The sequence below is a fragment of the Streptomyces sp. JHA26 genome (assembly GCF_002005565.1).
Classification (GTDB): Bacteria; Actinomycetota; Actinomycetes; order Streptomycetales; family Streptomycetaceae; genus Streptomyces.
The window spans coordinates 1-24,865 of record NZ_BDJC01000046.1 but is presented as its reverse complement, the minus strand read 5'-3'; the positions used below and the strand labels follow the sequence as shown (position 1 = coordinate 24,865).

The window sequence follows — 24,865 nt, the reverse complement described above, 5'->3', positions numbered from 1 at the left end:
TGCGGCGACCCGTGCGGTTCGGTAGGGGTGTGGGGTGCCTGCGGCGGCCTGTGCGGTTCGGTGAGGGTGCGCGTGGCGCGGTGCGTGGTCCCGGGGTCGGGGCCGCGCCGGGGGGTGTCCGTCCTCGGAACGGCGCGGAATCGGGTGCCGACCGACAGGCGGGGCGTTGACGCGCCAACCGCTGTGGGCGGACACCCCCCGACACGCCCCCCTCCCGCCGTACGCGACTGCGGGCAGCTGTGCCTCCCCAGCGCCCGAACGGCCTGGGAGGCACCCCGGCGGCACCGGGTCGCGTCGCTCACCGGGGGGGTGCCGTGGAACCCCGTACGACCAGGTTCACGGGGATGTCGCCGTCCTCGGGCACCCGGCCCTCCAGCACCGCCAGCAGCGCCTGCATCCCCCGTTCGCCGAACAGCTCCGCGTCCAGGCGGACCGTCGTCAGCTCGGGGTCGATGGCGGTGGCCAGGCCGAGGTCGTCCAGGCCCGTGACCGAGAGGTCGTCGGGGACGCGGAGCCCCGCGCGGCGGGCCGCCTTGTACGCGCCGGCCGCCAGCTTGTCGTCGTCGCAGACCAGCGCCGTCGGGCGGGGACCGGGGCCCGCGAGCGCGGCCTCCGTGGCGGTCAGCGCGTCCTCGATCGAGAGGGGCGCCCTCGCGGTGCGCAGCGTGGTGCCGGGGACGGCGTCCAGCCGCGCCGCGAGCTCGCGTGCGCGGACCTCGAACGTCCAGGACGGCACGTCCGCCGCGAGGTGGAGGAAGCGGCGGTGGCCCAGCAGCAGGAGGTGCTCCGCGATCTGGCGGATGCCGTCCGCGATGTCCAGGTTGACCGTCGCCGCGCCCAGGCTGCCCTCCGGATCGCTGTCCAGCATGACCAGCGGGAGCTGGTCGCCGCGGATGGCGGTGAGCGCGTCGGCCGCCATGGAGGACGCGAGGACGCCGTCCAGGGCGGCCTGGGCGGAGGCGAAGGGGTCCCGGGCGGGCCCGACGCCCTCGGGGGAGGGGTAGAGGACCACCCCGAAGCCGTGCTCGGCGGCGACGCGTGCGGCGCCCGTGTAGACGCCGGCGAAGAACTCGGTGGTCAGCGCGGGGACGACCAGCAGAACCGTGCGGGTGCGGCCCAGGCGGAGGTTGCGGGCGGCGAGGTTGGGGCGGTAGCCGAGCGCGTGGGCGGCCTCGCGGACGCGTCGGGCGGTGGGTTCCGACACCCTGCCGCGCCACTTGTCGCCGAGGACCAGGGAGACCGCGGCCTGGGAGACGCCGGCGGCCTGGGCTACGTCCCGGCTGGTGGGGCGGGTGCTGCCTCGTGCCACCGTTCGCCTGCGCTTTCGTCTGGACTCGTGAACAGGCGACATGGTACGTATGACCACGGAAGTTATACGTAAAACCTCATCGAGGTCCCCTACGAAGGAGGTGGGTCGTGGTCGCCGGTTACCTGGACATCCTCCGGGCGCGGCATGCCGTACGGCTGCTCGTCGGCACACTCGTGGGGCGGTTGCCCAACGCCACCGCGGCGATCGCGATCGTGCTGTTCGTGCGGGCCGAGGGCGGCTCGTACAGCCTCGCGGGCGCCCTGGCCGCCGTGTACGGCGTCGCCAACGCCGTCGGGCAGCCCGTACTGGGGCGGCTCGTCGATCTGTACGGGCAGCCCCGGGTGCAGCTGCCGGCCGCCGTGCTGTCGGGGCTGGCCATGACGGTCTTCGCGTTCGCCGGCACCGGGCCGGCGGTGCTCGCGTACGGGGCCGTGGGGGCCGCGGGACTGTTCACGCCCCCGCTGGAGGGCGGGCTGCGGGCACTGTGGCCGAGCGTGCTCCGCGAGGAGGGCCAGGTGCACACGGCGTACGCCATGGACGCCGTGGCGCAGGAGGTCATGTTCACCGTCGGGCCGCTGCTCGTGACGGTGTGCGTGTCGCTGTGGTCGCCGCTGGTCGCGCTGCTCGTGCTGAACGCGGTGGGTGTGCTGGGCGCCCTGTCCGTGGTCGTGTCGCCCCCCTCGCGCGCGTGGCGGTCCGCTCCGCGCGAGGCGCACTGGCTGGGCGCGCTGCGTTCGTCCGGGCTGCTGGCGCTGCTGGGGGCGTTCCTGTTCATAGGGATGGCGCTCGGGTCCATCACCGTGGCCTCCGTGCCCTACGCGGACGACCACGGCGGCGACGCCGTCTACGGCTGGCTGATGGCCGCTCTCGGCCTCGGCGCGCTGGTCGGCGGGACCGTCTACGGGGCCCGGCAGTGGGCCGGTGACCCCGCGCGGCGACTGCGGTCCCTGGTGGCGCTTCTGGCGGCCTGTTACCTGCCGCTGATGCTGATGCCGGGCGCGTTCGCCATGGTGCTGCTGACCGCGGTCGCGGGTGTCTTCCTGGCGCCGTGCATCGCCTGCGCGTTCGTCCTGGTGGACCGGCACGCGCCGCGGGGCACGGTGACGGAGGCGTTCTCCTGGCTGGTGACGACGTTCACCGTGGGTGCCTCGGTGGGTACGGGTCTCGCCGGGCCGGTCGTCGAGGCGGGCGGGACGCTGTGGGGCTTCGCCGTGCCCGGGGCGGCCGGCGTCGTGTCGCTGCTCGTGCTGGCGTGCACGGGACGGGTCCTCGCAGTTCCCGCCCCGGAGGCGGTGGTTGCGGCTTCACCGGAAAATGATCCGAACCGTGCCGTCGAACCCCGTTTCAGTTCGGGTCATCAGGCGTAATGTTCAGTCATGGACCGCCGCATTTTCGGGCTGGAGAACGAGTACGGCGTCACGTGCACGTTCAGGGGACAGCGCCGCCTGTCGCCTGACGAGGTGGCGCGGTACCTCTTCCGCCGTGTCGTGTCATGGGGCCGCAGCAGCAATGTCTTTCTGCGCAACGGGGCCCGCCTCTATCTCGACGTGGGATCACATCCGGAATACGCGACACCCGAATGTGACAACGTGATCGAACTCGTCACCCACGACAAGGCGGGCGAGCGCATTCTCGAAGGACTCCTGGTGGACGCCGAACGACGCCTGCACGAGGAGGGAATCGCGGGCGACGTCTACCTCTTCAAGAACAACACCGACTCCGCGGGAAACTCCTACGGCTGCCACGAGAACTACCTGGTGGCCCGGCACGGGGAGTTCTCCCGGCTCGCGGACATCCTCATCCCGTTCCTGGTGACGAGGCAGCTGCTCTGCGGCGCCGGCAAGGTGCTGCAGACGCCGCGCGGCGCCGTGTACTGCGTCAGCCAGCGGGCCGAGCACATCTGGGAGGGCGTCTCCTCGGCGACCACCCGTTCCCGGCCGATCATCAACACCCGCGACGAGCCGCACGCCGACGCCGAGCGCTACCGGCGCCTGCACGTCATCGTGGGCGACTCCAACATGTCCGAGACGACCATGCTGCTCAAGGTCGGCGCCACCGACCTGGTGCTGCGCATGATCGAGGCGGGCACGGTGATGCGCGACCTCACCCTGGAGAACCCGATCCGGGCGATCCGCGAGGTCAGCCACGACATCACAGGGCGGCGCAAGGTGCGCCTGGCCAGCGGTCGGGAGGCGTCCGCGCTGGAGGTGCAGCGGGAGTACTACGAGAAGGCCGTGGACTTCTGCGAGCGCCGCGGCATCCGCACCGGCACCGTCGAGCGGGTGCTGGAGCTGTGGGGCCGCACGCTGGACGCGATCGAGAGCGAGGACCTCGACCGCATCGACACCGAGATCGACTGGGTCATGAAGTACAAGCTCCTCGAGCGGTACCGGGCCAAGCACAACATGACCATGTCCCACCCGCGGGTCGCGCAGATAGACCTCGCCTACCACGACATCCACCGTCGTCGCGGTCTGTACTACCTGCTCGAGAAGAAGGGCCAGGCCGCCCGGGTCGCCAACGACCTCAAGATCTTCGAGGGCAAGTCGGTTCCGCCGCAGACCACTCGGGCCCGGCTGCGCGGCGACTTCATCCGGCGGGCCCAGGAACAGCGCCGGGACTTCACCGTCGACTGGGTCCACCTCAAGCTCAACGACCAGGCGCAGCGCACCGTGTTGTGCAAGGACCCGTTCCGTTCGGTGGACGACCGGGTGGAGAAGCTGATCGCCGGGATGTGACCCGGACGACCGGTAAGGCGTTCCCTCCCCGAAGGGTGCGGAACGCCACACGGGCACCGTACGTTATCCGTACGGTGCCCTTCTCACGCCGTAGAGTTGCGCGCACGCCAGCAAACACGATCGACCGACACCGATTACGAGGCCCCCACCGTGCGCCGACGCTCCCTCCTCATCGCCGTTCCCGCCGGACTGGTCACACTCGCCGCGTGCGGCGACGAGGACGCCGGCTCGAGCAAGGCCAGCGACAGTGCGACGCCCCAGGCGCCGGCCACGTCCACGCCGCCGACCCCGAAGATCGTCGACGGCCCGCTGCCGGCGATCACGGCGGGTACGAAGTTCGGCGAGAAGCCGACGGTGGCCAAGGGCAGCGGCGAGCCGTCCAAGGACCTCGCGGTGAAGACGGTGATCGCCGGCGGCGGCCAGACGATCGCGGAGAACGACTACCTGGCGGCGGACTACCTGGGCCAGATCTGGGACACCGGGAAGGTCTTCGACAACTCCTACGACCGCAAGGCCCCGATCGTCATCCAGCTGGCGCAGGGCAGCATCATCGACGGCTGGCGGTACGCGCTCGCGGGCAAGAAGGCCGGCAGCCGCGTGCAGATGGCCGTCCCGCCGGCCTACGGGTACGGCGACGAGGGCAGCCCGCAGGGCGGCATCAAGGGCACCGACACCCTGGTGTTCGTGGTCGACGTGAAGGACGTCTTCAACGGCAAGAGCTCCGTCAAGGGCAAGGAGGTCGCGCAGGACGACGCGGCGCTGCCCGAGGTCGGCACCAACACCGACGGTGCCGCGCCCTCCATCGAGGTGCCCGACACGGCGGCGCCGAAGAAGCTCGTGGCGAACTACGTGATCGAGGGCGACGGCCCCGAGGTCGCCGCGCAGGACACCGTGCTCGTGCAGTACAAGGGCGTGGTGTGGGACGGCGGCAAGGAGTTCGACTCCACGTACAGCAGGAAGCAGCTGGCGTCGTTCTCGCTCCAGCAGGTCGTCAAGGGCTGGTCGCAGGGCCTGACCGGCAAGAAGGTCGGCAGCCGCGTCCTGATCGTCATCCCGCCGGACCTGGGCTACGGCGACAACCCGCCCCAGGACAGCGGCATCGAGAAGGACTCGACGCTGGTCTTCTCGGTCGACATCCTCGCGAAGATGTGACCGGCGGGGATGTAAGACTTGGACGTTGCCTTTCCGCAGACAAGCAGGAGCTAGACACGTGAGCATCGACAAGCCCGAGATCGACTTCCCGGGCGGCGAGCCCCCGGCGGACCTCGAGATCAAGGACATCTGGGAGGGCGACGGCCCGGTCGCCGAGGCCGGCCAGACGGTGACCGTCCACTACGTGGGCGTGGCCTTCAGCACGGGCGAGGAGTTCGACGCCAGCTGGAACCGCGGTACGCCGTTCCGCTTCCCGCTCGGTGGCGGCCGGGTCATCAAGGGCTGGGACCAGGGCGTGCAGGGCATGAAGGTCGGCGGCCGCCGCCAGCTGACCATCCCCGCCCACCTCGCCTACGGCGACCAGAGCCCGACCCCGGCGATCCAGCCCGGCGAGACGCTGATCTTCGTGGTCGACCTTCTCGGAGTCTGATCGCAGTCCGACCGGAATCCGGTGGAAGCCGATCACCTGGGGTCCATGCCCGTCCGGGCGTGGACCCTCGGCTTTTGCCGCGCCACCGCGGGGCGGTACGGTCATCCGTCGTAAGCACCATAGGGAGAAGGGCGTCGATGGCCATTGCCAAGGCCGAGCGGCTGATGAACCTGGCACTGTGTCTGCTCGGGGCACGGCGGCCACTCAGCAAGCGCGAGCTGCGTGACTCCATCGAGGCCTACCTCGAGGCGGGCTCCGACGACTCCTTCAACCGCATGTTCGAGCGGGACAAGGACGACCTGCGGGAACTCGGTCTGGTCATCGAGACCGTCGAGGGCCTCGACGGCGAGATCGGCTACCTGGCCCGCCGTGACAGCAACCGGCTGCCGCCCATCACCCTGGACGCCGAGGAGGCCGCCGCTCTCGGGCTCGCCGCCAAGGTCTGGCAGCAGGCCAGGCTCGCCGGCGCCGCCAGCGGCGCGCTGCAGAAGCTGCGGGCGGCCGGGCTGCCCGAGGACGTCGACCCCTACGAGGCGCACAGCGCGCTCGAGCCGCGCATCCCGGTGCACGAGGCCGCCTTCGAGCCGCTCATGCTGGCCTGCCGCGACCGCCGCCCGGTCCTCTTCGAGTACCGCAAGGCCAACGCCGCGCAGCCCGAGCCCCGGCACGTCGAGCCGTGGGCCCTGGAGTGCTGGCGCGGCCACTGGTACCTGGCCGGGTTCGACCGCGACCGCGGTGCGGAGCGGGTCTTCCGGCTGTCGCGGATCACCGGCAAGGTGCGCTCGCGCGGAGCGCGGTTCACCGCGCCCGTGCCCGACGTCGTCACCGTCCGTGAGACGGTGGCGAGCTGGGCGGGCGAGACCGCCGACCGCTCCGCGCTGATCCGGCTGCGCGCGGGCGCGGGCTACCCCCTTCGGGCGAAGGCCACCGCCGTGCGGGAACACGGTGACGGCTGGGACGAGTTGGAGATTCCGTACGGGCACGGCCTGGACGCCTGGCTGGTGGAGTTCGGGCCGGACGTGGTGGTCCTGGAGCCCGCGGAGCTGCGTGCGGACGTGGTGGACCGGCTGCGTGCCGTGGCCAAGGGCTGAGGGGGAGCGGACAACACAGTGGCAGGCAAACCGGTCAGGCCCGTGAACGCCATCGACCAGACGCGACGGATGCTGTCCCTGGTGACGTATCTGCGCGAGCGTCCCGGCGCCCGTGTCGAGGACGTCGCGCGCGCCTTCGGCATCACCGAGGACGAGCTGGTCTCCGACCTCGACGTGCTGCCCATGTGCGGCACCAGCTTCCGCGGCGGCGACCTGCTCGACATCGACACCGACGGCGAGCGCATCTGGTGGCACAACCCCGCGGCCCTGGGCGCGGACGCGGCCGAGCCGCTGCGGCTCGCCGCCGACGAGGCCACCGCGCTGCTCGTCGCCGCCCGCGCCGTGGCGACCCTGCCCGGGCTGCGCGAGGGCGACCGGCAGGCGCTGCTGCGGGCGACCGCCAAGGTGGAGGCCGCGGCCGGCGAGGCGGCGGGTGCCAGCTCGCGCCTGTCCGTCACCTTCGAGTCCGAGGGCGGCGTCTTCGCCGACGTCGACCGGGCGATCTCCGAGCGCCGGCGGCTGTGGATCCGCTACTACTCGCCGGCCCGCGACGAGCTCACCGAACGCGAGATCGACCCCATCCGCCTCGTCAGCGTCGGGCACACCTACGTGGAGGCCTGGTGCCGCCGCTCCGAGGCGCGGCGCACCTTCCGGCTCGACCGGGTCGCCGAGATCCGGATCCTGGACGAGCCGGCCGCGCCGCCGGAGGTGGAGCTGCGGGACCTGTCCGAGGCACTGGTGCAGCCGGCCGCCGAGGACCCCGAGGTCGTCGTGGAGGTCGGCCCGGGCGGACGCTGGGTCGCCGAGTACTACCCGCACGACAGCGCGCAGGAGCTGCCCGAGGGCGGCCTGCGCATCACCCTGCGCACGCCCGACCCGGCGTCCCTGCGGCGGCTGGCGCTCCGGCTCGGGCGCGACGGCCGGATCGTGTCCCCGCCCGAGCTCGCCGACAGCGCCCGGCAGGCCGCCCGCGAGGCGCTCGCGGCGTACGACGGGACCGAGGCCGGCGCGGCGCCGACGCGGGAGCCCGCGGTGCCCGACGGTCCGGGCACGGAGCCCGACACGCGGGAGCGGGAACGGTGAGCGAGGCGACCGGGACCGGTCGGCAGAGCATGACGGCGACGTCCGCGTTCGCCGGTATGAGACGCGTCTCCCCGGTCGTCTTCAGGGCCGGCTGCCCCGACTGCCGGGGCCGCTTCGAACTCGCCGCGAGCGCTCTGCGCCTGGCCATCGGCGCCACGAGCCGCACCACGTTCTACTCGTTCACGTGCCCCGGGTGCGGGTCGGCCGTCCGCAAGCCCGCGGGGGAGCGGATCGTGGAACTGCTCACCGGCGGCGGGGTCAGGACCCTGCGGCTGCACTCCACCGTGTGACCGACCGGCGTTCACGAGCAGTCCGCGGGACGGTCTAGGCTCGGTGTCATGTTCTGGCCGATGTTCGCGGTTGCCGTGGGTTTCCTGGGTCTTGCCGTTCTCGCGGTGTTCGCCGTACGGGTGTTCGTGGAGGCGCAGCGCCTGGGCCGGCAGGTGACGGACTCGGCGTCCCGGATCAACCGGGCCGCCGCGGATCTGGAGCGGGCGGCCCAGAGCGCCGCCCGCTCCGTGGACGCCCTGTGAGCCCCGCCGCATTTCAGGAGCGGTCCGACGGGTGCCCGTGAGCCGCGCCCAGGGTGGCTTCGCCCTGTCACCGCGCGGGTTCAGGGGGGTACGCTGCTGATCGCGGTCCGGAAAACGAGGCCCGGACGCGGACGGGAGTACGCACGGGGATTGCCTCACGTTTACCCCTGAGCGTTACGATCGCTGCACAACACGGTCGGTCGGACACCTGTCCGACGGATCGGACAGCACCCCACCCAGCCGCCTCGGTGAGAAGGTAAAGACTTATGGGAAGGCTCGGACCTACCGAGATCATTCTTATTCTCGTCGTCATCATCCTGTTGTTCGGCGCGAAGAAGCTCCCGGACATGGCGCGCTCGCTCGGCAAGTCCGCGCGCATCCTCAAGTCCGAGGCGAAGGCGATGAAGGACGAGAACAAGTCCGCCGCCCCCGCCGATCCGCCGAATCCCGAGCAGACCGCGGCGCAGCGCACCATCCAGGCCGCCCCCGGTGACGTGACCAGCTCCCGCCCGGTCGCCGAACCGACGGACACGACCAAGCGCTGACACAGGGCCGGTGGCGACCGGCCCGCCGCACGAGATGAGGATGTGGGTTGCTCAAGTCTGCCCGCAAGAAAGAGAAGGATCCCGAGGGGCGGATGCCCCTCGTGGAGCACCTGCGCGAGCTGCGCAACCGGCTCGCGAAAGGCATGCTGGCGATCACCGTCGTCACCGTGGTGGCTGCCTTCTACAGCCAGCAGCTGATGACCTTCCTCATGGACCCCGTGCCGCGTTGTACCGACGGTCTCGGGGAGTCCACCGGCGGCGCCTGCGCCGTCATCGCCTACACCGACCTGCTGTCGCCCTTCACCACGACGGTGAAGGTGTGCCTGATGGCGGGCATCATCATCTCCAGCCCGGTCTGGCTCTACCAGCTCTGGGCGTTCGTGGCACCGGGCCTGCACCAGCACGAGCGGAAGTACACGTACTGGTTCGTGGCGGCGGCCGTACCCCTCTTCCTGGGCGGTGGCTGGCTCGCGTACACGATCATGCCCGTCAGCATGCGCGTGCTACTGGGGATCACCCCGGACGGTTCGGCCAACATCCTGCCGATGGACAAGATCCTGGACTTCATCGTCCGGATGATCCTGATCTTCGGCGGTGCCTTCGAGCTGCCCCTGGTGCTCGTCATGCTCAACGCCGCCGGTGTCGTCACCGGACGCAGGATGGCCGGCTGGTGGCGCGGCGTCGTGATGGGCGTTTTCATCTTCGGTGCCGTGGCGACGCCCACCACCGACCCCGTCGGCATGATCGCGCTCGCGGGGCCGATTGTCGTCCTGTACTTCCTGGCGGTCGGGTTCTCCGTGCTCAACGACAAGCGCCGGCGCCGCACCGACCCCGACGCCGGACTCGACGACGACGAGGCGTCGCCGCTCGACCTCACGCCGGAGCCGGTCGACGAGGTCGAACCCGTGTCGGTGTCGCGGGCCCTGCCCCAGCAGGCGGGCGGGAGCGCCGACGGCGCCCCGCAGGCCCGGTACAACGGCTACGACGACATCACCTGAGCCCGAACCCGAGACGGCGGACGACGCACGACGCAGGGCAGCGGCACGGATGAGGGGCCGGGACGCACGACACGTCGCGGGCGTCAGGGGTACCCGGGTCGGGGTCGGGGTCGGATAAAGATCGTCCTGTTGTCGGTGGCGCCCGGTACGCTCGAAAGTACGATGACAGAGGACCTCTCACCGGCCGAGCGGTACGCGGCAGCCCGTCAGCGCGCTGCCGAGCAGGCCACCGCGCTCGCGTCCTTCCGCGAGATGTACGACTTCGGCCTCGACCCCTTCCAGATCGAGGCCTGCCAGGCGCTCGAGGCCGGCAAGGGCGTGCTGGTCGCGGCGCCCACCGGCTCCGGCAAGACGATCGTCGGCGAGTTCGCCGTCCACCTCGCCCTCCGGCAGGGCAAGAAGTGCTTCTACACGACACCCATCAAGGCCCTGTCGAACCAGAAGTACGCCGACCTGTGCCGCCGCTACGGCGCCGACAGGGTGGGCCTGCTCACCGGCGACAACAGCGTGAACTCCGACGCCCCGGTGGTCGTGATGACCACCGAGGTCCTGCGGAACATGCTGTACGCCGGCTCGCAGACCCTCCTCGGCCTCGGGTACGTGGTGATGGACGAGGTGCACTACCTCTCCGACCGCTTCCGCGGCGCCGTGTGGGAGGAAGTGATCATCCACCTCCCCGAGTCGGTGACCCTGGTGTCGCTGTCGGCGACCGTGTCGAACGCCGAGGAGTTCGGCGACTGGCTGGACACGGTGCGCGGCGACACCCAGGTGATCGTCTCCGAACACCGTCCGGTGCCACTGTTCCAGCACGTGCTGGCCGGTCGCCGCATGTACGACCTGTTCGAGGAGGGCGAGGGCCACAAGAAGGCTGTCAACCCCGACCTCATGCGCATGGCGCGCATGGAGGCGACCCGCCCCTCGTACCAGGACCGCCGCCGCGGCCGGCACATGCGCGAGGCCGACCGGGAGCGCGAGCGCCGGCAGCGCTCCCGCATCTGGACGCCGGGCCGGCCCGAGGTCATCGAGCGGCTCGACGCCGAGGGCCTGCTGCCCGCGATCACCTTCATCTTCAGCCGGGCCGCCTGCGAGTCCGCCGTCCAGCAGTGCCTGTACGCCGGGCTGCGGCTCAACGACGACGAGGCGCGCGTCAAGGTGCGCGCCCTCGTCGAGGAGCGCACCGCCTCCATCCCCACCGAGGACCTGCACGTCCTGGGCTACTACGAGTGGCTGGAGGGCCTGGAGCGGGGCATCGCCGCCCACCACGCGGGCATGCTGCCGACCTTCAAGGAGGTCGTCGAGGAGCTGTTCGTGCGCGGCCTGGTCAAGGCCGTCTTCGCCACCGAGACCCTCGCCCTCGGCATCAACATGCCCGCCCGTTCGGTGGTGCTGGAGAAGCTGGTCAAGTGGAACGGCGAGCAGCACGCCGACATCACCCCCGGCGAGTACACGCAGCTCACCGGCCGGGCCGGCCGGCGCGGCATCGACGTCGAGGGCCACGCCGTCGTGCTGTGGCAGCGCGGCATGAGCCCCGAGCACCTCGCCGGCCTCGCCGGCACCCGCACGTATCCGCTGCGCTCCAGCTTCCGGCCGTCGTACAACATGGCGGTCAACCTGGTCGAGCAGTTCGGCCGGCACCGCTCGCGGGAGCTGCTGGAGACCTCCTTCGCGCAGTTCCAGGCCGACAAGTCGGTCGTCGGCATCTCCCGGCAGGTCCAGCGCAACGAGGAGGGGCTGGAGGGCTACAAGGCCTCCATGACCTGCCACCTCGGCGACTTCGACGAGTACGCACGGCTGCGCCGCGAGCTGAAGGACCGCGAGACCGAGCTGGCCCGGCAGGGCGCGGCCCAGCGGCGCGCCGAGGCCGCCGTGGCGCTGGAGAAGCTGAAGCCGGGTGACGTCATCCACGTGCCGACGGGCAAGTACGCCGGTCTCGCCCTGGTGCTGGACCCGGGCCTGCCCGCCGGGCGCACCAACGGCCACCGCGGCTTCGAGCACCACGACGGGCCGCGCCCGCTGGTGCTCACCGCCGAACGGCAGGTCAAGCGGCTGGCGTCGATGGACTTCCCGGTGCCGGTCGAGGCGCTGGAGCGGATGCGGATCCCGAAGTCCTTCAACCCGCGCTCCCCGCAGTCCCGCCGCGACCTCGCCTCCGCGCTGCGCACCAAGGCCGGGCACATCCCGCCGGAGCGGGCCCGCAAGAAGCGGTCCCAGGCGGCCGACGACCGGGAGATCGCGCGGCTGCGCAAGGCCATCCGCGCCCACCCCTGCCACGGCTGCGACGACCGCGAGGACCACGCCCGCTGGGCCGAGCGCTACCACCGGCTGCTGCGCGACACCTCCCAGCTGGAACGCCGGATCGAGGGACGGACGAACACCATCGCCCGCACCTTCGACCGCATCGTCGCCCTGCTGACCGAGATGGACTACCTGCGCGGCGACGAGGTCACCGAGCACGGCAAGCGGCTCGCCCGGCTCTACGGCGAGCTGGACCTGCTCGCCAGCGAGTGCCTGCGCGAGGGCGTCTGGGAGGGACTCTCCCCGGCCGAACTCGCCGCCTGCGTCTCGGCGCTGGTCTACGAGTCGCGGGTCGCCGACGACGCGATGGCGCCGAAGGTGCCCTCCGGCAAGGCCAAGGCCGCGCTCGGCGAGACGGTGCGCATCTGGGGCCGGCTGGACGCCCTGGAGGAGGAGTTCCGGATCAGTCAGACCGAGGGCGTCGGCCAGCGCGAACCCGACCTCGGCTTCGCCTGGGCCGCGTACGAGTGGGCGTCCGGCAAGGGCCTCGACGAGGTGCTGCGCGAGGCGGAGATGCCGGCCGGCGACTTCGTGCGCTGGTGCAAGCAGGTCATCGACGTCCTCGGCCAGATCGCGGCGGCCGCGCCCCGCGAGGGCTCGACGGTCCCGAAGAACGCGCGCAAGGCGGTCGACGGACTGCTGCGCGGAGTGGTCGCCTACTCGTCCGTGGGCTGACCCGTACCCCACCGGCCCGGCAGGGCGCGGACCGTCCCGGCACACGGGGCGGCCCACGCCCTGTCGGGCCTTTGCGCGTGCCGGGCCTTTGCGGTGCCGGGGCGCCGGCACGCCGACCCCTCGTCACGGTGGGTGTCCTTCGCACGCCCGAACGCCCTTACTCCAGGTGTTCGAATGACTCCCCAGTGTGCAAATGGGTCCGAGGGTACTCCGGTCCCCGTGTCCGTTTCAGGTGCTTGCCGAATATGACACGGCGATGATCCGCTCGGACTAAGCTCGCCCGCAGCGCACCGAGTTGAGGTGAATTCGCGCGCTTGTTCCCAACGCGCAGAATGTCCCGGCAACTCCCGGACATACCCCCCTGCAAGCTCCCCCATACCCGCCGATTCGTTTTCAGAGGGCCTACATGGTGAGTGTTGATTCCCCTCCAGGGCGCCGTGAACTTCCGTACGCGCGCACGTTGTTGTTCCCCGCCGTACTGATGGCCGCGGCGTCCGGGGCCGCCTTCGCCCTGGTGGCGGAACCGGCCCGGCTCGCCGTCGGCTGGTGCGGCGCCGTCGCCACACTGCTGGTGATCGCGACGGCGGCCGAAGCGGTGCGCCGGGGCCGCACCCTGCGGGACGTGCGCGCCGAACACGCCCGTCACAGCGCGTACCTGGAACGGCGGGTGGCGGGCCATCAGGAGGAGATGGCCCGCATCGGCGAAGAGATCCTGCCCGCCGCGCTGCACTACATGCGCCGGGGGAACACCCCCGACGAAGTGATGAAGCACCTGCACGAACTCGACGCCTCCTACGCCGATCTCGGCGAGCCCCAGCGCCACCTCATCCGCATGGTGTGCGGGATCGTCGACCACCAGGACTCCATGCGCGAGTCCGCCGAGCGCTCCTTCGTCGACATCGCCCGCCGCGTCCAGGCGATCGTCCACCAGCAGAACAAGGAACTGCGCGAGATGGAGGAGGACCACGGCCGCAACCCCGAGGTCTTCGACGACCTCCTGCGCATCGACCACGGCACCGCGCTGATCGGCCGGCTCGCCGACTCCATCTCCGTCATCGGCGGCGGCCGTCCCGGACGCCAGTGGCCCGACCCGGTCGCGCTCTACAGCGTGCTGCGCGGCGCCATGTCCCGGATCCTGGAGTACCGCCGGATCAACCTGGCCTCCATCGCCAAGGTCAACATCAAGGGCACCGCGGTCGAGCCGGTCATCCACGCCGCCGCGGAACTCCTCGACAACGCCACCCGCTACTCGCCGCCCGGGTCCAAGGTGCACGTCACCGCGACCGAGGTGCAGAGCGGCGTGTGCATCGAGATCGAGGACGCCGGCGTCAGCCTCAGCGAGGAGTCCCGCGCCCGCATCGAGGGCCTGCTCGAGGACGCCAAGCGCGGCACGGACGTGCAGGACCTCAGCCAGCACCCGCGCCTCGGCCTGTCCGTCGTCGGCCGGCTGTGCACCCAGTACGGCATGGACGTCTCCCTGCGGGCCTCCGCGTACGGCGGGGTCCGCGCCATCCTCATCGTGCCCAACACGATGACGACCACCGAGCCCGGCGTCGGACTCGCCCACGGCATCGGCGCGACCTCGATCCCCACCCCGGGCCCCGACGCCCTTCCCGGCCCCCAGCGCAGGCCCAAGACCCGCCGCCCCACCAGCCCGCGCATCCCGGCCACGGTCTCGTTCGAGGACGACGTCCCCGAGGTCACCGAGTGGACGGCGGGCGGCCTCCCGCAGCGCCGCAGCCGGGTCAAGATGCCGCTCAGCCAGCGGCTCGCCGAGCAGGCGGCCTGGGAGCGCGAAGAGGCCGAGCGCGAGGCCCGCGAGGCCGCCGAGCGGACCCGGAACGGCATCCCGGCCCTCCCCGAGCCCGAGCCGGCCGAGGTGACCCCGCCGGGACAGTGGGTCGCGGCCTTCTGGGAGGGCCTCAAGCAGCATCCGGGCCTGACCCAGGCCCACCAGCAGACCAGCAACCAGCCGGCCAGCGCCCCGGCCGACGACGAGGGGAACCTCAAGTGATCGAGCAGCAAGGCAAGTACGACTGGATGCTCAGGGACCTCTACGACGGCGTCCCGGGCATCGAGATGATCGTGGTGCTCTCCGCCGACGGCCTGCGCATCGCCCGCTACTCCGGCGACCCCGACGCCGCCGACCGGGTCGCCGCGGCCTGCGCGGGCCTGCAGAGCCTCGCGGGAGCCGTCGCCCAGGAGATCCCCACCAGCGACGGTGAGATGAAGATGGTCATCATCGAGATGAACGGCGGCTACTTCTACCTGATGGCCGCCGGCCCCAACGCCTACCTCGCCGTGCTCTCCGACGTCCGCTGCGAGCCCGGCCGGATGAGCCTCAGCATGGCCGACCTCGTCGCCCGCATCGGACCCCATCTGACCAGTCCCGCACGGCGCAACGGGCAGACCGTATGACGCCTCCGCAACGCCAGAGGCGAACCCCCGGACAGGAGCCGTCCGCGGCGGGCCCGTCGTCCGAGGAAGGCGAACTCCGCAATCCCGAGCGGCTCTTCGTCATCGGCGGGGACGGAAGCGGCGCGCGCGCCGACATCGACCTGGTCACGCTGATCGTGGCCCGCGCAGACCCGCCGGTGTCCGCCACACCGGAACAGGCGGCCCTGCTGCGGCTGTGCGCCGCACCCCTGTCCGTAGCCGAGCTGTCGGCCTACCTGAGCCTGCCGTTCAGTGTGGTGACCGTGCTGCTCACCGACCTGCTGACGGCGGAACTGGTGCAGGCCCGCGCCCCGATCGTCCGGCAGAAGGTCGCCGACCGATCCCTTCTCGAAGCGGTGATGCATGGACTTCAAAAGCTCTGACACCATCCCGGGCCCACGGACGGAGGACCGGCTGCCGCACACGGCCGAGGCCGCCGTGAAGATCGTCATCGTGGGCGGTTTCGGGGTCGGCAAGACCACCATGGTCGGCTCGGTCAGCGAGATCAGACCGCTGACCACGGAGGAGACGATGACCCAGGCGGGCATCGGCGTGGACGACAACTACGGGTCCCCCTCCAAGACCGCCACCACCGTCGCCATGGACTTCGGCCGCATCAGCATCACCGACCAGCTGGTGCTGTACCTGTTCGGCACACCCGGCCAGGAGCGCTTCTGGTTCCTGTGGAACGGCCTGTTCGAGGGCGCGCTCGGCGCGGTGGTCCTGGTGGACACCCGCCGGCTCGAGGTCAGCTTCGACGTCATGGGACGGCTGGAGGAGCGCGGCGTGCCCTTCGTCGTCGCCGTCAACTCCTTCCCGGACGCGCCCCGTTACCCGGTCGCGGAGCTGCGCGCCGCGCTCGACCTGGCCGAGGAGATCCCCATCCTCGACTGCGACGTGCGGCGCCGGGCCTCCAGCCGGGACGTCCTGCTGACGCTGATGCGCTTCCTGCACTCCCTCGCCGTCAAGGGCGCGCTCACCTGACCCCGCGCCCCCTCTCCGACTTCCTGACCTTCTCCGCGGAGCGACACTGTGACGCCTGAACGCCACGCCCCGACCACAGCCGGCGACCCCCTGTCCGGGCCACCCCCGGGCTGCCCCGCGCACGGCCTCGGCCCGGGCGGACTGCACCGCCTCGACGAGGCGGACGACCTGGACGAGCTCTACGAACGGCTGCGCGACCGGTACGGGCCGGTGGCGCCGGTGCTGCTCCACGACGACGTGCCGATGTGGGTGGTCCTCGGGCACGCCGAGAACCTGCACATGGTGAGCACCCCCGCCCAGTTCTCCCGCGACAGCCGCATCTGGACCCCGCTCAACGAGGGCATGGTCAAGCCGGACCACCCGCTCATGCCGCACATCGCCTGGCAGCCGATCTGTTCGCACGCCGAGGGCGACGAGCACAAACGGCTGCGCGGCGCGGTCACCGGGGCCATGTCCACGATCGACTACCGGGGGCTGCGCCGGCACATCACACGGCACACCCAGCGCCTCGTCAACCGCTTCTGCGAGGAGGGCCGCGCCGATCTCGTCGGCCAGTTCGCCGAACACCTGCCGATGGGCGTCATGTGCGAACTCCTCGGCATGCCGGACGAGTACAACGACCGGATGGTGGAGGCCGCCCGCGACACGCTCAAGGGCACCGACACCGCCATCGCCAGCCACGCCTACGTCATGGACGCCCTGGGACGGCTCAGCGTCGCCCGCCGGGCCCGGCCCGAGAACGACATCGCCAGCCACCTCGTCACCCACCCGGCCGGACTCACCGACGACGAGGTCAGGGAACACCTGCGGCTGGTCCTGCTCGCCGCCTACGAGGCGACCGTCAACCTCATCGGCAACGTGCTGCGCGTGGTGCTCACCGACCCGGGCTTCCGCGCCCAGCTCAGCGGCGGCCAGATGACGGTGCCCGAGGCGGTCGAGCAGTCCCTGTGGGACGAACCGCCGTTCAGCACGGTCCTCGCCTACTTCGCCAAGCAGGACACGGAACTGGGCGGCCAGCGCATCCGCGCGGGCGACGGACTGCTGTTCGGCATCGCGCCGGGCAACGTCGACCCGCGCATCCGCCCCGACCTGGACGCGAGCATGCAGGGCAACCGCTCCCACCTCGCCTTCGGCGGCGGCCCGCACGAGTGCCCCGGCCAGGACATCGGGCGTGCCATCGCGGACGCCGGCATCGACGCACTGCTGATGCGGCTGCCGGACGTACGGCTCGACTGCGACGAGGACGAACTCGGCTGGCGGTCGTCGATCGCGTCGCGCCACCTGGTGGAACTGCCGGTGCGGTTCGAACCGCGGCCGCAGCAGGACGTGAACCAGCGGCCGAGCCACACCGAGGTGCCGCAGCAGCGCGCCGCCTGGCACGTCGGAGCCCCGCCGCCGGCACCGGAACCCGCCGCACCCACCGCCCCCACGGCGGCGGTCGCGCCGCCCGAGCCGACGGCGTCGGCCCGCCCCCAGGGGGTCTGGCAACGCTTCCTGCTCTGGTGGCGCGGCTACTGACGGCCGGCCCACTCCTCGTACGCCGCCCACGCCCCGAGGGCCCGTCCGCTCCGGAACCGGTGCGCGCGCCCCGTGACCGGGTCGGTGAACGCCAGCTCCCGCGCCAGCAGTTGCAGCGGGCGCCGGAAGTCACCGGCCGGCACGGGCGGGGCCACCTCGGGGTAGAGGGGATCGCCGAGGATCGGCACGCCGAGCGCGTTCATGTGCACGCGCAGCTGGTGGGTCTGCCCGGTGGTGGGCACCAGCCGGTACCGTCCCAGCGCCGGTGCGCCCGCCGGACCCGGGCCGCGGTGCTCGGTCAGCTCGACGCGGCTCACGGCGTTCGGCTCGCCCTCGACCTGGCGGGCGGCCAGGACCCCGCGCTCCTTCACGATCCGGCTGCGTACGGTCCGGGGCAGGGGGAGCGCGGGATCGTACGGCGCGAGGGCCTCGTACTCCTTGCGCACCCGCCGGTCGCGGAACAGCGACTGGTAGGCGCCGCGTTCCTCGGGGCGGACCGTGAACAACACCAGTCCGGCGGTGAGCCGGTCCAGGCGGTGCGCGGCGCCGAGCGCCGGGACGCCCAGCTCGCGCCGGAGCCGGGCGAGCGCGGTCTCGGTGACGTGGGCGCCGCGCGGGGTGGTGGCCAGGAAGTGCGGCTTGTCGGCGACGACGATGTGCTCGTCGCGGTACACGACCTCCAGCGGGAAGGGCACCGGCGTCTCCGGCGCCGCTTCGCGGTGGAACCAGACGTACATCCCGGGCTCGTACGGCGCGTCCGCCGCCACCGCCCGTCCGTCGGCCCCGACGATCCGGCCCGCGTCGAACATGCCGTCGACCGTGTCGGCGCCCGCGCCGGACAGCCGTTCCACCAGGTGCTCGCGGACCGTGCCCCAGGGCCCGGCGGCCGGCAGTCGTACCCGCACGGGGTCCACCCCGTGGCGCTGGGGGAGGGGCGAGGGCGGGGGCGGCGTACGGCGTCTCATCGGGTGCCAGCGTACGAGGCGGGGAGGGCGGTGGAAAACGGGTGGTCCGCGCACCGCGCCCTGGGCGGGACGCAGGTCGTGACCCGCCCGGCACGCTCTGCCGCACCCGCGGCCCGTGCTCCCCACCGGTACCGCGCCCCCGGCGCACCGAGGACGCGCCCGCCGTCCGCACGGCCCTCGGGGACCCGGTGACGCGGTCGGCCGCGAGGTGCTCGACGGCGCCCCCGCCTACGCGGCCGACGCACCCTCCTGCTCCGCCTCGACGCGGGCGTTCCACTCCCGCTTGGACGCCTGCCAGCCGTCCTCGTCGTGGCCGAGGCGCCAGTAGCCGGAGATGGACAGGTCCTCGCGCGGGATCTCCCGCTCCACCCGCAGCAGCCTGCGCAGCTCCTTCACGCAGCCCGCCTCGCCGTGCACGAACGCGTGCACCCGCCCCTCGGGGAAGTCCAGACCGCGCACGGCCTCGACCAGGGCCCGGCCCACCGGACGGTCACCGCGGTGCAGCCAGACGACCTCCACGTCGGAGTCGATCTTCTGCTCCTCCTGGGGGCCCTCGACCTCGACGAAGGCGAACGCGCGGGCGCCGTCGGGCAGCGACTCCAGGGACCGGGCGATCGCGGGCAGGGCGCTCTCGTCGCCGGCGAGCAGGTGCCAGTCGGCGGCCGGATCGGGGGCGTAGGCGCCGCCGGGGCCCATGAAGCGGACGGTCTCGCCCGGCCGGGCGCGCATCGCCCAGGGCCCGGCCAGCCCCTCGTCACCGTGGATCACGAAGTCCAGGGTCAGCTCGCGGTGCTCGGCGTCCCACTGGCGCACCGTGTAGGTCCGGGTCACCGGCCACTGCTCGCGCGGGAACTCCTCGCGGATCCGCTCCATGTCGAAGGGCTCCGGGTAGGTCACGCCCTCGGCGGGGAACAGCAGCTTCACGTAGTGATCGGTGCAGGTGTCCGCGGAGAACGCGGAGAGTCCCTCACCGCCGAGGACCACGCGCTGCATGTGCGGGGTCAGCCGTTCGGTGCGGACGACCTGTGCGGTGTGCGGCTTGCGCGGCCTGCGGCCCGGGCGCTCTGCCATGACGGCCTCCCAATCCCTTAGTTAGGTTTACCTAAGTTAACACCCCCGTACCCGTCGGGACCTCATGGCCTCCGGCTCCACGAGTCCTCCGGCGCACCGTACGGCTTCCCCTCCTCCGGACGCCGATTCGGGCGCGGACACCGCCTGCCGGGACGGTACGGCTCATGAGGTGAGTGCGGTGAGCGTCGTCAGCAGCCGTTCCAGGGATCCGCCCAGTCCCCAACGGACCGCGAGCTCGTCCAGCGCGGCCCTGTCGCGCGGGGCGTGCGGCAGCGCGGTGGAGACGTCCGGCAGCGGGACGTCGTCGGCGACCCGGACGACCCGGGGGGCGGCCGCGAGGTACGGCCGGGCCTCGGTCAGCCGCTTGCGCTGCGAGGGCGTGAGCTTCGCCGCCGGGTCGTCGACCGCCGCGAGGATCCCGGCGAGGTTCCCGAACTCGGCGAGCAGCTTGGCGGCCGTCTTCTCGCCGATGCCGGCCACCCCCGGCAGACCGTCGCTCGGGTCGCCGCGCAGCAGCGCCAGATCGGCGTACCCGCGGCCGTCCACGCCGTACTTCTCGCGCAGGACCGCCTCGTCGGTGAGCTGGAGCGTGCCGACGCCCTTGAGCGGGTAGAGCACGCGCACCCCGCGGGCGTCGTCGACGAGCTGGTAGAGGTCCCGGTCGCCGGTGACGATGTCCACCGGTCCCTTCGCGCGGGCGGTGTACGTGCCGATCACGTCGTCCGCCTCGTACGCGGGCACGCCGACGCGGGCGATGCCGAGCGCGTCGAGGACGGCCTCGATGACCGGCACCTGCGGGGACAGCGTGTCGGGCACCTCCTCGGTGTCCGGGCCCGCCGGGTGCTCCTCGGCGACGCGGTGCGCCTTGTAGGAGGGGATCAGCTCCACCCGCCAGTGCGGACGCCAGTCGGCGTCCATGCAGGCGACCAGGTGGTCGGGGCGGTGGTCCTTCACCAGGCGGTCGATGAAGTCGAGGAGTCCGCGCACGGCGTTCACCGGCGTGCCGTCGGGGGCCTTCACGGAGTCCGGCACGCCGAAGTAGGCGCGGAAGTAGAGGGAGGCGGTGTCGAGGAGCATCAGTCGTCCGGTCACGCCTCGCATCATGCCGCAGGTCGTACGGGCGAGAGGTGAAGATCATGTGAGCCGGATCACTCTTGAGTTTGGGTCGGGGCGATCAGGGCAGGCGCGCAGCCGGGTCGTAGCTGGTTGATGCATTCAACTGTTAGCCAGGCTTCGCATCCCTGTCCCTGCCCCCGAGCCAAGAGGTCAAGCGTGTCAGCGAGGCTAGAGGCCGAGCACCTGTACAAGGTGTTCGGCAGAAAACCGGACCAGGCGGTCGAACGACTGCGCAAGTCGGCCGACCGGGAGGAGCTGCGCGCCGACGGCACCACGGCCGCCGTCATCGACGCCTCCTTCACCGTGGAGCCCGGAGAGATCTTCGTGATCATGGGGCTGTCCGGGTCCGGCAAGTCCACGCTGCTGCGCATGCTCAACGGCCTGCTGGAGCCGACCGCCGGACACGTCCGCTTCGGCGGCCAGGACCTCACCGAGATCAGCGAGCGGCAGCTGCGCGAGGTCCGCTCCAAGAAGATCAGCATGGTCTTCCAGCACTTCGCGCTCTTCCCTCACCGCAGCGTCCGTGACAACGCCGCCTACGGTCTTGAAGTGCAGGGCGTGCCCCGCGCCGAGCGCGAACGCCGCGCCGACGAGGCGCTCGCCCTGTGCGGCCTGGCCGGCTGGGAGAAGTCGTGGCCGGACGAGCTGTCCGGCGGCATGCAGCAGCGCGTCGGCCTGGCCCGCGCGCTCGCCACCGACGCCGACCTGCTGCTGATGGACGAGTCGTTCAGCGCCCTCGACCCGCTGATCCGCCGCGACATGCAGGACCAGCTGATCGAACTGCAGAAGACCCTGAAGAAGACCATCGTCTTCATCACCCACGACCTGAACGAGGCCATGCGCCTGGGCGACCGCATCGCCGTCATGCGCGACGGCCGCATCGTGCAGACGGGCACCGCGCAGGACATCCTCATGCGGCCCGCCAACGACTACGTCGCCTCCTTCACCCAGGACGTCGACCGCTCCCGCGTGCTCACCGCCGGTTCCGTCATGGACACCGACCTGAGCGGCGACGAGGCCGACTGCGACTGCGAGACGGCCAGGCCCGACACGCCGTTCACCGAGCTGTGCGCGATCAGCGCCCGGGTGTCGCACCCCGTGGCGGTCCTCGACGCCGACGACCGGCTCGTCGGGGTCGTCCCGGCCCGGCGGCTCGTCGCCTTCCTGGGCGAGGAGCAGGCCGCGGCCGGCGCCCGCGCCGTGCCGCAGGAGAAGGGCCCGGAGAAGGTGATGTCCCGTGCCTAGGATCCCGCTCGGCGACTGGGTCAACAGCGCGGTCGACTGGCTGCTCGCGCACGTCGCGTGGCTCTTCGACTTCTTCAAGACGGTCTTCACCGGCACCTACGACGGCATCGACGCCGTCCTGCAGGCCCCCGAACCGCTGCTGCTCGTCGGCATCTTCGCGGTCATCGCCTTCTGGCTGCGCGGCACGGTCGCCGGTGTCCTCACGTTCCTCGGATTCGCGTTCATCGTCTCCATGGAGCTGTGGGAGAACGCGATGACCACCCTGGCGCTGGTCCTCGTCGCCACGATCATCGCCCTGGTCGTCTCGGTGCCCGTGGGCATCTGGGCGGCCCGCTCCGACCGCGTCAGCGGCGTCGTCCGGCCCGTGCTGGACTTCATGCAGACGCTGCCCGCGATGATCTACCTCATCCCGGCGATCCTGTTCTTCGGCACCGGCGCCTCCGCGGGCATCGTCGCCACCCTGATCTTCGCGCTCGCCCCGGGCGTGCGCATGACCGAGCTGGGCATCCGGCAGGTCGACAAGGAACTGGTCGAGGCCGCCGAGGCCTTCGGCACCACACCCCGCAACACCCTGCTGCGCGTCCAGCTCCCGCTGGCCCTGCCCACGGTGATGGCGGGCGTCAACCAGGTCATCATGCTCGGCCTGTCCATGGCCGCGATCGCCGGCATGGTCGGCACCGGCGGCCTCGGCGGCGACGTCAACGAGGCCATCGGCCAGCTCAACGTCGGCCTCGGCTCCGAGGCCGGTGTCGCCATCGTGATCCTCGCGATCTACCTGGACCGCATGACCAGCGCCCTGGGCACCCAGGTCTCCCCGCTGGGCCGGCGTGCCGCCGCCAAGGCCCGCAGCGCGCAGGGCCTGAAGATCCGGTCCTACCGGCCCCACCCCAAGGTCGCGGCCGTCGGCGTCGTGATCCTCGCGCTGGTGGCCGGCGGCATGGGCGTCTTCGACAACAGCGGCGACGACGCCCCCGCCGTGGCCGCCGGCGAGAACGTCGGCCAGGGCAAGAAGGTCAGCATCGGCTACATCCCCTGGGACGAGGGCGTCGCCTCCACCTTCCTGTGGAAGGAAATACTCGAACAGCGCGGCTTCCAGGTCGACGTCAAGCAGTTCGAGGCCGGACCGCTGTACACCTCGCTCGCCCAGGGCAGCATCGACTTCCAGACCGACGCCTGGCTGCCGACGACGCACGAGCAGTACTGGAAGAAGTACGGCGAGCAGCTCGACGACCTCGGCGCCTGGTACGACCGGACGTCCCTGGAGCTGTCCGTCCCGGCGTACATGAAGGACGTCGACTCCCTCGCGGACCTCAAGGGCAAGGCCGACCTCTTCGGCGGCAGGATCACCGGCATCGAGGCCAGCGCCGGCGAGATGGCCCTGCTGAAGAGCAAGGTCCTCAAGGAGTACGGCCTGGACAAGGAGTACAAGGTCGTCGACAGCTCCACGCCGGCGATGCTGGCCGAGCTCAAGCGCGCCTACGCCAAGCAGGAGCCGATCGTCACCACGCTCTGGTCGCCGCACTGGGCGTACAACGACTACGACCTGAAGAAGCTCGAGGACCCGAAGGGCGCCTGGGGCGAGGGCGACGGCGTGCACACGCTGTCCCGCAAGGGCTTCGCGGACGACAACCCGGTCGTCGGCAAGTGGCTGAAGGACTTCTCGATGACCGAGGAGCAGCTCACCAGCCTGGAGGCCGAGATCAACAAGGCCGGCAAGGGCGGGCAGCAGGACGCCGTCCGCACCTGGCTGAAGGCCAACCCCGGCGTCGTCGACGAGCTGGCCCCGGTCTCCTCCGGGTCCGGCGCCACCCCGCCCGAGGCCGAGCGCGCCGTGGACGTCGCCTGGTTCCCCTGGGACGAGGACGTCGCCGTCACCTACCTGTGGAAGAACGTCCTGGAGCGGCGCGGCTACAAGCTGAACCTCAAGCAGATGGACGTCGGCCCGGTCTACACCGGCCTGGCCTCCGGTGACATCGACCTCAACTTCGACGCCTGGCTGCCGCACGCCCAGAAGAACTACTGGGACAAGAACAAGGACGAGCTCACCGACCTGGGCACCTGGTACCAGCCGACCTCCCTGGAGATCGCCGTCCCCTCGTACGTGAAGGGCGTCACGTCCCTCGCGGACCTCAAGGGCAAGGCCGACCTCTTCGACGGGAAGATCATCGGCATCGAGCCCGGCACCGGCGAGATGCAGCTGCTCAAGGACGAGGTCATGCCGGGCTACGGCCTGGACGAGGAGTACGAGGTCGTCGACGGCTCCACGCCGGCGATGCTGGCCGAGCTCAAGCGGGCCTACGCCAAGCACGAGCCCGTCGCCGTCGTCCTGTGGTCACCGCACTGGGCGTACAGCGAGTACGGGCTGACCAAGCTGAAGGACCCCAAGAAGGCCTTCGGCGAGGGCAACACGATCCGCACCATCTCCAGCAAGGCGTTCCCCGGGCAGTACCCGCAGCTCACCGAGTGGATCAAGAACTTCCGCATGAGCGAGGACGAGCTCGGCTCCCTGGAGGCCGAGATCAAGGACCGCGGCCAGGGACACGAGGAGCAGGCGGTCGCGGCCTGGCTGGAGGAGCACCCGGACATGGTCGAGCGGATGACTCCGCAGTAGGACGAAGTCCGCAGGAGGACGGCAGGACGGCTCCTCCGCACCGGACGTCCCCGAGGGGTGGGTTCCCGCG

General features: G+C 71.5%; 22 protein-coding genes. 18 read left to right on the top strand and 4 right to left on the bottom strand.

The features are described 5' to 3' along the window. Positions 1 to 298: 298 nt before the first annotated feature. Positions 299 to 1,309, bottom strand: coding sequence for a LacI family DNA-binding transcriptional regulator (locus JHAT_RS24775; protein ID WP_171991036.1), 1,011 nt, complete (start codon positions 1,307 to 1,309; stop codon positions 299 to 301). A gap of 107 nt (positions 1,310 to 1,416) precedes the next feature. On the opposite strand from JHAT_RS24775, the gene JHAT_RS24770 reads away from it, so the two are divergent. The 16 genes from JHAT_RS24770 (at position 1,417) to JHAT_RS24695 (ending at position 17,787) form a co-directional block, all read left to right on the top strand. Then, positions 1,417 to 2,676, top strand: a complete 1,260-nt coding sequence (locus tag JHAT_RS24770) for an MFS transporter (protein WP_077800467.1) — start codon at positions 1,417 to 1,419, stop codon at positions 2,674 to 2,676. Positions 2,677 to 2,685: 9 nt separating this feature from the next. After that, positions 2,686 to 4,047 carry a Pup--protein ligase gene (gene pafA / locus JHAT_RS24765; RefSeq protein WP_077800466.1) on the top strand — a complete coding sequence of 454 codons (1,362 nt, stop codon included), beginning with the start codon at positions 2,686 to 2,688 and terminating at the stop codon, positions 4,045 to 4,047. A 150-nt stretch (positions 4,048 to 4,197) separates the two neighbouring features. Beyond that, a complete protein-coding gene (locus tag JHAT_RS24760; RefSeq protein WP_077800465.1) occupies positions 4,198 to 5,199 on the top strand; it encodes an FKBP-type peptidyl-prolyl cis-trans isomerase in 1,002 nt (333 codons plus the stop codon). A gap of 58 nt (positions 5,200 to 5,257) precedes the next feature. Beyond that, positions 5,258 to 5,629, top strand: a complete 372-nt coding sequence (locus JHAT_RS24755; RefSeq protein ID WP_077800464.1) for an FKBP-type peptidyl-prolyl cis-trans isomerase — start codon at positions 5,258 to 5,260, stop codon at positions 5,627 to 5,629. 137 nt (positions 5,630 to 5,766) lie between these two features. Then, on the top strand, positions 5,767 to 6,720 hold the full coding sequence (locus tag JHAT_RS24750) for a YafY family protein (protein WP_077800463.1): 954 nt from the start codon (positions 5,767 to 5,769) through the stop codon (positions 6,718 to 6,720). Positions 6,721 to 6,738: 18 nt separating this feature from the next. Beyond that, a complete protein-coding gene (locus JHAT_RS24745; RefSeq protein WP_077800462.1) occupies positions 6,739 to 7,803 on the top strand; it encodes a YafY family protein in 1,065 nt (354 codons plus the stop codon). A 29-nt stretch (positions 7,804 to 7,832) separates the two neighbouring features. Then, the gene (locus JHAT_RS24740) at positions 7,833 to 8,093 is read left to right on the top strand and encodes a hypothetical protein (protein WP_077800493.1); all 261 of its coding nucleotides are present in this window, start codon (positions 7,833 to 7,835) and stop codon (positions 8,091 to 8,093) included. A gap of 48 nt (positions 8,094 to 8,141) precedes the next feature. After that, complete coding sequence (locus tag JHAT_RS24735) at positions 8,142 to 8,336, top strand: hypothetical protein (RefSeq protein WP_077800461.1); 195 nt, start codon at positions 8,142 to 8,144, stop codon at positions 8,334 to 8,336. Between the two features lie 266 nt (positions 8,337 to 8,602). Then, positions 8,603 to 8,881: a Sec-independent protein translocase subunit TatA gene (tatA, locus tag JHAT_RS24730; protein ID WP_077800460.1), complete on the top strand. Its 279-nt coding sequence runs from the start codon at positions 8,603 to 8,605 to the stop codon at positions 8,879 to 8,881. Positions 8,882 to 8,973: 92 nt separating this feature from the next. Further along, positions 8,974 to 9,879: a twin-arginine translocase subunit TatC gene (gene tatC / locus JHAT_RS24725; RefSeq protein ID WP_077800459.1), complete on the top strand. Its 906-nt coding sequence runs from the start codon at positions 8,974 to 8,976 to the stop codon at positions 9,877 to 9,879. A gap of 162 nt (positions 9,880 to 10,041) precedes the next feature. Continuing rightward, positions 10,042 to 12,849 carry an RNA helicase gene (locus JHAT_RS24720; RefSeq protein WP_077800458.1) on the top strand — a complete coding sequence of 936 codons (2,808 nt, stop codon included), beginning with the start codon at positions 10,042 to 10,044 and terminating at the stop codon, positions 12,847 to 12,849. A gap of 406 nt (positions 12,850 to 13,255) precedes the next feature. Then, complete coding sequence (locus JHAT_RS24715; protein ID WP_077800457.1) at positions 13,256 to 14,863, top strand: sensor histidine kinase KdpD; 1,608 nt, start codon at positions 13,256 to 13,258, stop codon at positions 14,861 to 14,863. 26 nt (positions 14,864 to 14,889) lie between these two features. After that, a complete protein-coding gene (locus JHAT_RS24710; RefSeq protein WP_375603589.1) occupies positions 14,890 to 15,267 on the top strand; it encodes a roadblock/LC7 domain-containing protein in 378 nt (125 codons plus the stop codon). Further along, the gene (locus JHAT_RS24705) at positions 15,264 to 15,668 is read left to right on the top strand and encodes a DUF742 domain-containing protein (RefSeq protein ID WP_077800455.1); all 405 of its coding nucleotides are present in this window, start codon (positions 15,264 to 15,266) and stop codon (positions 15,666 to 15,668) included. Before JHAT_RS24710 ends, JHAT_RS24705 begins: the two co-directional genes overlap by 4 nt. Continuing rightward, the gene (locus JHAT_RS24700; protein ID WP_077800454.1) at positions 15,649 to 16,269 is read left to right on the top strand and encodes an ATP/GTP-binding protein; all 621 of its coding nucleotides are present in this window, start codon (positions 15,649 to 15,651) and stop codon (positions 16,267 to 16,269) included. The genes JHAT_RS24705 and JHAT_RS24700 overlap by 20 nt, the downstream gene beginning before the upstream one ends. Positions 16,270 to 16,317: 48 nt before the next feature. After that, on the top strand, positions 16,318 to 17,787 hold the full coding sequence (locus JHAT_RS24695; RefSeq protein ID WP_077800453.1) for a cytochrome P450: 1,470 nt from the start codon (positions 16,318 to 16,320) through the stop codon (positions 17,785 to 17,787). Here JHAT_RS24695 and JHAT_RS24690 read toward each other — a convergent pair. The 3 genes from JHAT_RS24690 to JHAT_RS24680 all read right to left on the bottom strand — a co-directional run bounded on the left by JHAT_RS24690 (position 17,781) and on the right by JHAT_RS24680 (position 20,900). Further along, positions 17,781 to 18,752, bottom strand: a complete 972-nt coding sequence (locus tag JHAT_RS24690) for an RluA family pseudouridine synthase (protein ID WP_077800452.1) — start codon at positions 18,750 to 18,752, stop codon at positions 17,781 to 17,783. The two genes, JHAT_RS24695 and JHAT_RS24690, sit on opposite strands and share 7 nt — an antisense overlap. 228 nt (positions 18,753 to 18,980) lie before the next feature. Further along, complete coding sequence (locus JHAT_RS24685) at positions 18,981 to 19,823, bottom strand: siderophore-interacting protein (protein ID WP_077800451.1); 843 nt, start codon at positions 19,821 to 19,823, stop codon at positions 18,981 to 18,983. Positions 19,824 to 19,985: 162 nt separating this feature from the next. Then, positions 19,986 to 20,900: a 5'-3' exonuclease gene (locus JHAT_RS24680; protein ID WP_077800492.1), complete on the bottom strand. Its 915-nt coding sequence runs from the start codon at positions 20,898 to 20,900 to the stop codon at positions 19,986 to 19,988. 195 nt (positions 20,901 to 21,095) lie between these two features. Between JHAT_RS24680 and JHAT_RS24675 the strand changes: the two genes are divergently transcribed. Continuing rightward, positions 21,096 to 22,184, top strand: coding sequence for a glycine betaine/L-proline ABC transporter ATP-binding protein (locus JHAT_RS24675; RefSeq protein ID WP_077800450.1), 1,089 nt, complete (start codon positions 21,096 to 21,098; stop codon positions 22,182 to 22,184). Then, a complete protein-coding gene (locus tag JHAT_RS24670; RefSeq protein ID WP_077800449.1) occupies positions 22,177 to 24,795 on the top strand; it encodes an ABC transporter permease/substrate binding protein in 2,619 nt (872 codons plus the stop codon). The genes JHAT_RS24675 and JHAT_RS24670 overlap by 8 nt, the downstream gene beginning before the upstream one ends. The last annotated feature ends 70 nt before the right edge of the window (positions 24,796 to 24,865 follow it).

Coding starts and splice junctions, on each gene's coding strand:
- pafA (WP_077800466.1), top strand. CDS start 2,686: ATGGACCGCCGCATTTTCGGGCTGGAGAACGAGTACGGCGTCACGTGC.
- JHAT_RS24750 (WP_077800463.1), top strand. CDS start 5,767: ATGGCCATTGCCAAGGCCGAGCGGCTGATGAACCTGGCACTGTGTCTG.
- JHAT_RS24740 (WP_077800493.1), top strand. CDS start 7,833: ATGACGGCGACGTCCGCGTTCGCCGGTATGAGACGCGTCTCCCCGGTC.
- JHAT_RS24735 (WP_077800461.1), top strand. CDS start 8,142: ATGTTCTGGCCGATGTTCGCGGTTGCCGTGGGTTTCCTGGGTCTTGCC.
- tatA (WP_077800460.1), top strand. CDS start 8,603: ATGGGAAGGCTCGGACCTACCGAGATCATTCTTATTCTCGTCGTCATC.
- tatC (WP_077800459.1), top strand. CDS start 8,974: ATGCCCCTCGTGGAGCACCTGCGCGAGCTGCGCAACCGGCTCGCGAAA.
- JHAT_RS24720 (WP_077800458.1), top strand. CDS start 10,042: ATGACAGAGGACCTCTCACCGGCCGAGCGGTACGCGGCAGCCCGTCAG.
- JHAT_RS24715 (WP_077800457.1), top strand. CDS start 13,256: ATGGTGAGTGTTGATTCCCCTCCAGGGCGCCGTGAACTTCCGTACGCG.
- JHAT_RS24710 (WP_375603589.1), top strand. CDS start 14,890: ATGCTCAGGGACCTCTACGACGGCGTCCCGGGCATCGAGATGATCGTG.
- JHAT_RS24705 (WP_077800455.1), top strand. CDS start 15,264: ATGACGCCTCCGCAACGCCAGAGGCGAACCCCCGGACAGGAGCCGTCC.
- JHAT_RS24700 (WP_077800454.1), top strand. CDS start 15,649: ATGGACTTCAAAAGCTCTGACACCATCCCGGGCCCACGGACGGAGGAC.
- JHAT_RS24690 (WP_077800452.1), bottom strand. CDS start 18,752: ATGAGACGCCGTACGCCGCCCCCGCCCTCGCCCCTCCCCCAGCGCCAC.
- JHAT_RS24685 (WP_077800451.1), bottom strand. CDS start 19,823: ATGGCAGAGCGCCCGGGCCGCAGGCCGCGCAAGCCGCACACCGCACAG.
- JHAT_RS24680 (WP_077800492.1), bottom strand. CDS start 20,900: ATGCTCCTCGACACCGCCTCCCTCTACTTCCGCGCCTACTTCGGCGTG.